6 protein-coding genes, 1 tRNA gene and 2 pseudogenes are annotated in these 9,308 nt (G+C 51.9%); 6 read left to right on the top strand and 3 right to left on the bottom strand.

Annotation, left to right across the window (positions count from 1 at the left end; translation table 11 throughout):
- Positions 1-156 precede the first annotated feature (156 nt).
- Positions 157-468: a type II toxin-antitoxin system PemK/MazF family toxin gene (locus ACP5SG_RS08270; protein ID WP_428123459.1), complete on the top strand. Its 312-nt coding sequence runs from the start codon at positions 157-159 to the stop codon at positions 466-468.
- Between the two features lie 13 nt (positions 469-481).
- Here ACP5SG_RS08270 and ACP5SG_RS08265 read toward each other — a convergent pair.
- Positions 482-985 (bottom strand): annotated as a pseudogene (locus ACP5SG_RS08265) (reverse transcriptase domain-containing protein); the annotation flags it as partial.
- Between the two features lie 203 nt (positions 986-1,188).
- Between ACP5SG_RS08265 and ACP5SG_RS08260 the strand changes: the two are divergent.
- The 4 genes from ACP5SG_RS08260 (at position 1,189) to selB (ending at position 5,315) form a co-directional block, all read left to right on the top strand.
- Positions 1,189-2,463: a double-cubane-cluster-containing anaerobic reductase gene (locus ACP5SG_RS08260; RefSeq protein WP_424661164.1), complete on the top strand. Its 1,275-nt coding sequence runs from the start codon at positions 1,189-1,191 to the stop codon at positions 2,461-2,463.
- Positions 2,464-2,465: 2 nt separating this feature from the next.
- A complete protein-coding gene (locus ACP5SG_RS08255) occupies positions 2,466-3,215 on the top strand; it encodes an acyl-CoA dehydratase activase (protein ID WP_424661165.1) in 750 nt (249 codons plus the stop codon).
- 4 nt (positions 3,216-3,219) lie between these two features.
- Positions 3,220-3,309: transfer RNA gene (locus tag ACP5SG_RS08250), tRNA-Cys, on the top strand.
- Between the two features lie 23 nt (positions 3,310-3,332).
- Positions 3,333-5,315, top strand: coding sequence for a selenocysteine-specific translation elongation factor (gene selB / locus ACP5SG_RS08245; protein WP_428123452.1), 1,983 nt, complete (start codon positions 3,333-3,335; stop codon positions 5,313-5,315).
- A gap of 42 nt (positions 5,316-5,357) precedes the next feature.
- On the opposite strand, the gene ACP5SG_RS08240 is transcribed toward selB, so the two are convergent.
- Positions 5,358-5,930, bottom strand: a complete 573-nt coding sequence (locus tag ACP5SG_RS08240) for a dual specificity protein phosphatase family protein (RefSeq protein ID WP_424661166.1) — start codon at positions 5,928-5,930, stop codon at positions 5,358-5,360.
- 398 nt (positions 5,931-6,328) lie between these two features.
- On the opposite strand from ACP5SG_RS08240, the gene ACP5SG_RS08235 reads away from it, so the two are divergent.
- A complete protein-coding gene (locus ACP5SG_RS08235; protein ID WP_237888184.1) occupies positions 6,329-6,673 on the top strand; it encodes a PepSY domain-containing protein in 345 nt (114 codons plus the stop codon).
- Between the two features lie 43 nt (positions 6,674-6,716).
- Here ACP5SG_RS08235 and ACP5SG_RS08230 read toward each other — a convergent pair.
- A pseudogene (locus ACP5SG_RS08230) lies at positions 6,717-9,308 on the bottom strand (efflux RND transporter permease subunit); the annotation flags it as partial.

Raw genomic sequence — 9,308 nt, 5'->3', positions numbered from 1 at the left:
AAGTCGTTCTGCTTTTACAAGAAAGGCACTTCGTGACGCCCTTGCGCGTTACAGCCTTGAGCAACAAGAACAGACGCATCGCCAGGGGTATGAACGACATCCGGTTTTTGCCGACGAGTTTTCGGTTTGGGAAACCGAGCAGACTTGGGGTGACGAATGAAACACGGCGAAATACATTGGTACAAGTTCGTATCGCCAGACAAGAAACGGCCCGTTCTTATCCTGACACGAGATTCCGTTTTGGAATATCTTGGCGAGGTAACTATAGCTCCCATTACAACTACGATACGCAATATACCGTCCGAGGTATTTCTCTCAAAATCCGACGGCATGCCCCAAGATTGCGCTATTAATTGTGACCACTTGCAGACTGTTTCGAGAGCAAAAATCGGACCATTGATCATATCTTTGCCTCCGTCAAAGATGATTGATGTCGGGCGTGCAATCCGCTTTGCCCTCGATATTTGAGATAGAAGCCCAATCGGTCCGTCACCATGACCCCGGCCCGCAGGCGCCTGCCGATAAGGGCCAGAACCCGCTTGTCGCGAATCTTCCGGGCGACCCGATCCATCAGGACATCGTGATCCACGGTGTTGAAGAATTTCGACAGGTCGGCGTCCACGGCCACGCGGTATCCCTTGCGGATAAAGTCGCGCACCCGAAAGACGGCTCCGTGGGCAGAGCGTCCCGGCCGGAAACCGAAGCTGGCTTCCGAAAAATCCGGATCGAAGATAGGCAGGAGTACCTGCGCAATGGCTTGTTGGATCAGGCGGTCAAGCACGGTGGGAATCCCCAGGGGGCGTGTTCCACCCGATGCCTTGGGAATCTCTACCCGCTTGACCGGGTTGGGGTGATAGGAACCATCCAGAAGCGACTGCCGGATTATTCCCCAGAGAGTCCGAGTCCGTTCAGGAAACTCATCAATGCTGACACCGTCGATGCCGGGCGCACACAAGATAGATTCCCGCCTTCGCGGGAATAACATTCTTCTCAAGAAAACTTTTAACAAGATACAAGAGGCGCCCCTTATTCAAAGAATCAATCGTTCCCCATTATTTTATCGATAATTCCAATTTGCTTTTTAATAGCTGCTGAATCAATATTAAAAACACTCGTGAGGGGTTCTCTAACCATAAACGCCTATTAAAAAAGGCGTTTCTTGGAATCAAAATTCAGGGGGCTATCTAAATGACCAAAGATTACACTGCCATGTGGCGCGGGCTTGGACTGGATTTGAAGGCCCATGACGCCCTTCTGAAGACCCTCGGAGGGTTTTATGGTACCATTTATCTGGGTCAGAAGGGCAGGCCCAGGGGCATGGACTACTTTGATTTTGCCATCAGCGAGATACATGGCCAAAGGATAGAAGGGCTTTTAAAGGCAAAAGAGGAGGGCAAAAAAGTCTTTGGCGTCTTCTGCGTCTTTGTGCCCGAGGAGCTGATCCTTGCAGCAGGCGGCGTTTGCGTAGGCCTGTGCGCAGGGGCCGAGGCGGGCTTTGACCTGGCGGAACAGCACCTTCCCAAGAATACCTGCGCACTGATCAAGTCCTTTTTTGGTTTCCGCCTTGCGAAGCTCTGCCCATTTACCGCAGCCTGTGACTTGGTGATCGGCGAGACCACCTGCGACGGCAAAAAGAAGGCCTATGAGATATTTAACGGCCTTCAGCCCACCTATGTCATGGAGGTCCCGCAGACCAAGAGCGAGGCTGCAAAGGCCCTCTTCCGGGCCGAAATGGAGAGGGTAAAGTCGAAGATCGAGGAGGTCTCAGGTAAAAAGATCACGGCAGAAGGGCTTAATGAGGCCATAAAGGTGATAAACAGCAGGCGAAGGGCCCTTACAAGGCTGAATAACCTTCGAAAGGCCGACCCAGCGCCGATAAGCGGCCTGGACGCCCTGCTCATAAACCAGATCGCCTTTTATGATGAGCCTGTGAGATTTACAGAGGCGGTAGAGACCCTCTGCGACGAGCTGGAGGAGAGGGTCAAAAACGGTGAAGGCGCCGCATCTGGAAAGGCAAGGCGCATCCTCATATCGGGCTGTCCCATGGCCGTTCCCAACTGGAAGGTCCCGTTCGTAGTCGAAGGCACAGGGGCGGTGATAGTGGGGGAGGAGAGTTGCGTAGGGGTAAGGCACACAAGAAACCTGGTGGCAGAAGACCTCTCAGACCTCAATGAGATGCTGGACGCCGTCACTGAGCGCTATTTTAAGATCGACTGCGCCACCTTTACGCCCAATAACGAGCGGCAGGCGCACATAGTGGAGATGACAAAAGAGTTTAAGGCCCAGGGCGTCATTCACTACGCCATTCAGTTTTGTCAGCCCTACACAATAGAGGCCAGGAGGGTGGAGGAGCGGCTGGGCAATGAGGGTATAAATTATCTGCGCCTTGAGACGGACTACTCCATGGAGGACATGGAGGCGCTGAAGACCAGGGTTGAGGCCTTTCTGGAGGTGCTGGACTAAAGATGGTCACAGCAGGGCTTGACATAGGCTCTCGCTCCATCAAGCTGGTGCTTCTCAAAGACGGTGGCGTGACTATCCATTCCTGCAAGGAGGAGACCACCTTTGATTACCTTGGCCAGACAGAGAAGATGCTTGCGGGCGTCACGTTTGACCGGATACTTGTTACAGGATATGGCCGTCACCTGGCGAGCAAGGCCCTTGGCTTTGGCCATGTGACAGAGATAAAGGCCCATGCGGCAGGAATTTATAAACTCTTTTCCGAGGTGCGTACTATTCTTGACATCGGAGGGCAGGACACAAAGGCGATATCCCTTGACGACAATGGCAGGGTCATAAGGTTTGAGATGAACGACCGCTGCGCCGCCGGTACTGGCCGCTTTCTGGAGGTGATGGCGCAAGCCCTGGGTTGCAGGGTATTTGAGCTTGGGGACCTGGCCCTTAAGGGTGATAAAGACATATCGATCAACAGCACATGCACCGTCTTTGCCGAGACGGAGGTGGTGTCTTTAAAGGCAAAGGGGGCGGAGGCGGCGGATGTGGCAAGGGCCATTGTGAGGTCTGTGGCGCAGAGGGCCTCCGCCATGGTAAAGCGTCTGGGCCTTCGGCCTGCCCTGGCCTTTTGTGGCGGCGTGGCAAGGAACAGGGCGGTTGTAGGGGAGATTGAGGCGTACCTTGACGCCCCAGTCCTCCTGCCGCCAGAACCTGATTTTACAGGGGCCATGGGCGCAGCGATACTGGCCGTTAATATATAAAAACGGGGGCGAAGGTGCTGGCGCATCCCGCGGGCTGCAAACCCGTCGGCCCTGTCTAAAAAACAGGGAGGAGGTTCAATTCCCCTCGCCCCCTTATCATTACAATTTGCTGATTACATGAGAAATTCCATCATCATTGCAGTGATGGGACACGTTAAACATGGCAAGACTAGCCTTGTAAGGACATTGACAGGGGCCGAATTAAACCGCCATCCGGAAGAAAAAAGGCGTGGTCTTACTATAAATCCCGGTCACGCTGTCCTCCGTCTATCTTGCGGCCGGGAGATCTTTTTTGTAGATCTTCCAGGCCATCAAGAATACCTCCACAATGCAATCCGCGGACTCTGGGGTATTGATGCAGCGATACTTGTTGTCGCGGCCGATGAGGGGGTTATGCCCCAAACACGTGAACACCTCTCCATTGTCAGGCTCCTTGGGATCCCCAAGGTGATAGTTGCCCTTACAAAGACGGACAGGGTGGACGATGAACTCCTTGTTATGGCTGAAGAGGAGACGCGAGGGCTTATTTTTACCTCTCCTTATAAAAATGCCAGGATGATCCGTTTTTCTTCTAGGACGGGGCTTGGGAAAGATGAGCTTATAAATGCGGTCGAAGATGTTTTCAATCGCCTTCCGTCTCCAGATCCAGATCGGCCTTTTATGATGGCGATCGACCATGTCTTTTATAAAGACGGACATGGGACTGTTGTGACTGGCTCGATAACCTCAGGGATTATTGGGGTTGATGATGAGGTTGAGATATATCCGTCAGGCATCAAGGACAGGATCAGATTGATCCAGGCCGGGCATGAAACGAAAAAGGCAGTTACGGCCGGTATGAGAGCGGGGATAAATCTATCGGGAATCAGACATTATCAGATTAAACCAGGCGACCTCCTGGGAACCCCGGGCAAGATATGCCTGGGTCGATTCATAAATACCGAGCTGCATGTCCAAGACGATATCAAAAGGCCTATCAAAAACAATTCGGCCGTAAGATTATTCCTGGGAACAAAGTCATATATCTGCAAAATCGTCATAATAGAAAGACGAGATGCAATTATGCCTGGCGAAAAGGCATTGGTCCAATTAAGGCTCAGGGAACAGGCAGCGGCCCTGCCCTTTTCTCCTTTCATAGTTTCAGGACTCTCCCCTGAAGAGGTGCTCGGCGGCGGGCGCGTGCTGGAGATGACAAACCGGAAGTGGAGGACAAGACACCAAGAGGGACTGGACCTCTTAGATGCACTCGCTCGAGGTTGCATTGAGGAGATTATAATCGCCTTATTAAAGGCAAGGCCTCTTTCAGTCATCACATTGGATGAATTTGCAATATCGTCAGGCTATCCTATCCGATTGGTAATGAATGCTATTTTGTCTCTATATAAAGACAATAAAATCATCAAGATTTCGAATGGATTCTATCTATATAAACGTTTTCATATCTTAAAAAAGACCGCTGCAGATGAAATAAGGGCATATCACAAGCTATACCCTGCTAATGATGGAATGCCTATTGAGATGCTGAGGGCAAGATTTAAAGACCTGCCGGTTCAACTTATAGATACGCTTATTGCAGACATGATATTGCGGCGTACCATTAAAAAAACAGACAATTTTTTAAGCCTGGCAGGGTTTAAGCCACAGCTGGGCGCTGATATTAAGGTCTTGACGAAGAAGGTCATGGCCATCGCAGAGAAGAGCTCTATAATGCCGGTCACTTTTCATTCAATGCTTGATCTATTGAAAATAGATGAAAAGCAGCTTTCAGACGCAATAAGATATCTGATAAAACAAGGCATGCTCGTTAGGGTCTACAAAAATAGGGGTGGTAACAGGGAAGAGTTTATGACACCTGACGCCTTGGATATAATCAAGGAAAGAGTAGCGCAACATATATTAAAAAATGGCAGGCTTACACTTGAAGACGCCAAAGGCCTTTTCCCGCTTGGCAGGCGGATCATAAACATCCTCGATTATCTTGACTCCATTTCTTTCACCCTAAATAAAGGCAATGCAGGGCGCGTCCTCTACCCAAGGCCCGTCTTTGTCGAAAGGAATCGGCAGGTACATTCGGTTCCATCCGACACGGATGGCTCTTAGATCGACCGCTTGCAAAGGTGGATTTTTTTAAGGGGGTCCCTTTTATTGGCTATTATATAGTAAAATAGCATTGCGCGGGTCCCACTTTTTGAAAAAATGGTCCATTGCGGTAGTCTTGCCTACCGGCATATGGCCATAGATAATGGAAAGTTGGTCTGCAGCCTTTGCCTTTGGTTCTTTATCTACGATCACTTTCCACATAGCAGCCACAAGCCCTGATCTATCGGCACCTGACTGGCAATGTATTAATATAGGGCGTGGAGCGTTTTTGAATATCTTTACAAGTTTACGAACGTCATCGTCTTTCAGCTCCCTCGATGTCGCCAGAGAGATGTCGTAATGAGCTACATGTTGTTCCCTACTGACCTCTAATTCTTCCACATACCACATTTTGCCGGTATTTTCTCCGCGCAGGTTGAGGATACTCCTGATGCCGTATTTTTTTATGTAATATTCGAGTTCATCCCTGTCCATCTGGGCGGATCTGTATGCCTCGCCGGGCGTAATTACATGGAAATTGCCCTGTTCCTCCATGTACAGTAAATATACTGTACCCAGAATGGCCAGTAATGAAAAAAGCGAAAGTATCGGGATGAAGAACTTAAATCTGCGCATTTGTGCCTCCTAATAGGACACCTTGAAGAATAGGTTTCACGGCCATGTTGTCTCTTGCTGGTCTGGCTGACTCCGATACCTCGAAAATGAGGCGTGATAGCCTATGTCTTGCTTGCGGACAGGACTGTCTACGCCGGAAGGGGGGGTGCCGGACCCATTCAGAGCATTGACGGGTTATACAATGACCTTGAATTATTAGATGTATCATTCGTTAAAAGAGCATATAGCGGGATGCATATCTAGATAACTGATTAATATTAACTTCGTCAATATTCTATGAAAATTATAATACTAAATTAATTTAATGTTCATTTTTTTATAATATTCTTTTTGTATTTTTTGTATGGAAATAGAAGAAGCAGAAACTGTTAAATAATAATTAAGGGGGTGCTAAAAAGATGAAGAGGATAATAACGATTGTTACAATTGGCGTTGCCTTAACTGCTGTTATCGCCATTGATGGCGTTTATACAAGTGAAGCAAATCAAGGTGCGGCAACGACCGCTGCCCGTACCTTTAATGGTTGGCAGTATGCCGGAAGCGCCAAGATCGACCTTAATGCAGCCCGTCGTATTGCCCAAAAGGCCTTTGCCGGCGATATACTCTCTGAGGAACTGGAACATGAAGGCGGTGGCAGCGGTCTGCGCTATTCCTTTGATATCCGCAAGAATGGTATCACCCATGAGGTGGGTGTGGACGCTGTGACAGGAAAGGTGTTGGAAAATTCGGTGGAAGGTCGCTAAGGCTCTACCAAGCAATCTGTCATGTGATTCAAAAAGGCCTTCTTTAGGTCTTAAATCTCCCATATCTAAGCGCCAGGGTTGGCAGAATGAGTAGATTGAGCGCTGTGGAGGTAATCAACCCGCCCAGGATGACTGCGGCCATCGGGCCTTCGATCTCGTTGCCTGGCGCGCCGCTGGTTAAGGCCAACGGCAGCAGTCCCAGGGCGGTGACTAGCGCAGTCATCAAGATCGGCGACAGACGCTCTGCAGCACCCTTGATTGCCGTCGTTTTGTCCCACGCCATGCCTTCCACTTCGACCAAATGACGGTAGTGTGAGATTAACATGATGGCATTGCGAAGTGTGATGCCGAAAAGGGTAACAAAGCCCACTACTGACCCGATAGACAGCACGCCGCCTGTTGCGAGCGCTACGACTACACCGCCGGCCAGCGCAAAGGGTAGGTTGATGAATACCAAGAGGGCCGAGCGCACGTTGCCCAGTGCCATATACAACAACAATGTCACCCCTGCCGCTGCCAGCATCGAATGCAACAGCAGATCGCGCTGGGCCCTAGCTCGTTCAGGCGCATCACCGGCGAATATCAGGTAAAAGCCGCGTGGCAATCTAACATGAGCGACGATCTGTTTCTTCGCGGCCTTGACAAAACTTGACAGGGCGCGCCCTCTTACCTCTGCCGTCACGACCTGTATGCGTTGTGCTTCGTTGTGCAGAATCAGGTAGCGGCCATTGGTCTGGGTAATGTCCGCCACGTCTTTGAGCAGCACCATCTGGCCATCCGGCGTCTTTAGTGGCAACTCGCCGACCTGTGCCGGACTTTGCCGTAGGTGCGGCGCCAGCACTACCGTCACGTCAAATGCCCGGTTGCCTTCATACACCTCGCCTACCGAAGTACCAGCGTAGGCGGCTTCGACCGCGCTCATGGCATCAACTGGGGCGATACCGAGCCGTGACAAGACGCTATTGCGCAGGCGGATGATCATCTGCGGAATACCTACCGGCGCCTCTACTCGTACTGTGCCAGCGCCTGGAACGTTGCGGATCGCAGCGGCGATTTCTTTGGCCTTGCGGTCGAGTACATCAAGGTCGTTGCCATAGACATCCACCACAACCGGTGCTGTATAACCCGCAATCGTCTCATGGATGCGTTCGGTGAGAAAGGTGTTGACCGAAAAGTTCGCCCCAACAAAGGATGAAACGGCCTTACGGATGGCGTTTAATACGTGCTGCTGTCCGGCGCCCGAAAGCGGGGTCAAGTCCACCTCAAACTCACTCGAAAACGCCCCTGCCGGATCTGATACCTGGGTCGCCCGCCCTACGCGCTGCGCCACTGAACGTATCCCAGGGATCCGGCTGAGCGCCGCAGTGACACGCTGCCCCAGCGCGAGTGACTGGGCCAGCGACGTGCCGGGCGCCAGTTTCATGTGGACAATGAAATGGCCCTCGTGCAGCGCTGGTAGGAATGTGCCTTGCATGAATGGCAACGCAACGAATACCGCTCCACACAACAACATCACGGTCAAAATCGCTGCGCCCGTATGACGGTCGATATTGGCGAGCAAGCGCGTGTAGCGCATATTGAGCCATTTGCTCAAAGGCGGTTCTTGCGCCTCGGCCGCCCGGCTGGCAAGCAATGAATAGGCAAGCGCCGGGGTAAGCGTCAGTGCCACTGCAAGTGAAGCCATGATAGCCGCGATATAGGCGATTGCCAGCGGACCGAACAGTCTGCCAGCTACGCCGGACAGCGTCAATACCGGCACAAACACTAGGGCCACGATAAAGGTGGCTTAGATCACTGCACCGCGTACCTCGAGTGAGGCATTCAATACCACTTGTGCTGCATCCAATGGGATAGGCAGCATTCGGTTTTCGCGCAGGCGTCGGAAGATGTTCTCCATATCGACAATGGCGTCGTCAACCACCTCACCGATAGCGATGGCAAGTCCGCCCAACGTCATAGTATTGAGGCCGATACCAAAGTGATTGAGCACGATCACAGCGGTCAGCAACGCCAGCGGAATCGCTGTGGCTGAAATAACCGCGGCGCGTATGTTGAACAGGAACAAAAACAGCACCGTCAGCACCAGCACGGCACCGATCAGAAGGGCGGTGCGCAGATGGCTAATCGCGGTTTCGATGAAGTTGGCCGGGCGGAACAGGTCGGGATGCAGGGTCACGCCTTCGGCGGCAAGGGCTGGTTTAAGCTGCGCGAGGCGTTGTTCCAGTGTCTGGGTCACTGCCATGGTATTCGCGCCATACTGTTCCTCGATCACCAGCATCACCCCAGGTTGGCCTTGGATCGAAGCTGCGCCTACTGCAGGTGCCGGCGCAATCTTCACCTGCGCCACGTCTGCCATGCGTAAGGTGATGCCGCCCTGATGGCGCAGCACCACCGTGCCCAGCGCCACGGCGGAAATCGGCTGCCCAGTGGTTTCCAAGACGATGCGCTGATTGTTGTTTTCGATAAAACCAGCACCACGCACCGCCGTTGCCCGCTTCGCTGCGTTTACCACGTCCTGGATCGACAGGCCGTAACGCACCAGCTTGTCCGGGTCGACCTGAATCTGCAACTGCTTAATCTCACCGCCGAATACCGAGATACCAGCTACCCCTTTCACGGAAAGCAGTTGCGGCTT

The organism is Dissulfurimicrobium sp. (assembly GCF_049968175.1).
Classification (GTDB): Bacteria; Desulfobacterota; Dissulfuribacteria; order Dissulfuribacterales; family Sh68; genus Dissulfurimicrobium; species Dissulfurimicrobium hydrothermale.
Note: the sequence above shows the minus strand (reverse complement) of the source record. Positions and strands in the feature narration are given on the sequence as shown.

Excerpts from the sequence above, each read along its gene's own strand:
- ACP5SG_RS08270 (WP_428123459.1), top strand. The coding sequence starts at position 157 with ATGAAACACGGCGAAATACATTGGTACAAGTTCGTATCGCCAGACAAG.
- ACP5SG_RS08260 (WP_424661164.1), top strand. The coding sequence starts at position 1,189 with ATGACCAAAGATTACACTGCCATGTGGCGCGGGCTTGGACTGGATTTG.
- ACP5SG_RS08255 (WP_424661165.1), top strand. The coding sequence starts at position 2,466 with ATGGTCACAGCAGGGCTTGACATAGGCTCTCGCTCCATCAAGCTGGTG.
- selB (WP_428123452.1), top strand. The coding sequence starts at position 3,333 with ATGAGAAATTCCATCATCATTGCAGTGATGGGACACGTTAAACATGGC.
- ACP5SG_RS08240 (WP_424661166.1), bottom strand. The coding sequence starts at position 5,930 with ATGCGCAGATTTAAGTTCTTCATCCCGATACTTTCGCTTTTTTCATTA.
- ACP5SG_RS08235 (WP_237888184.1), top strand. The coding sequence starts at position 6,329 with ATGAAGAGGATAATAACGATTGTTACAATTGGCGTTGCCTTAACTGCT.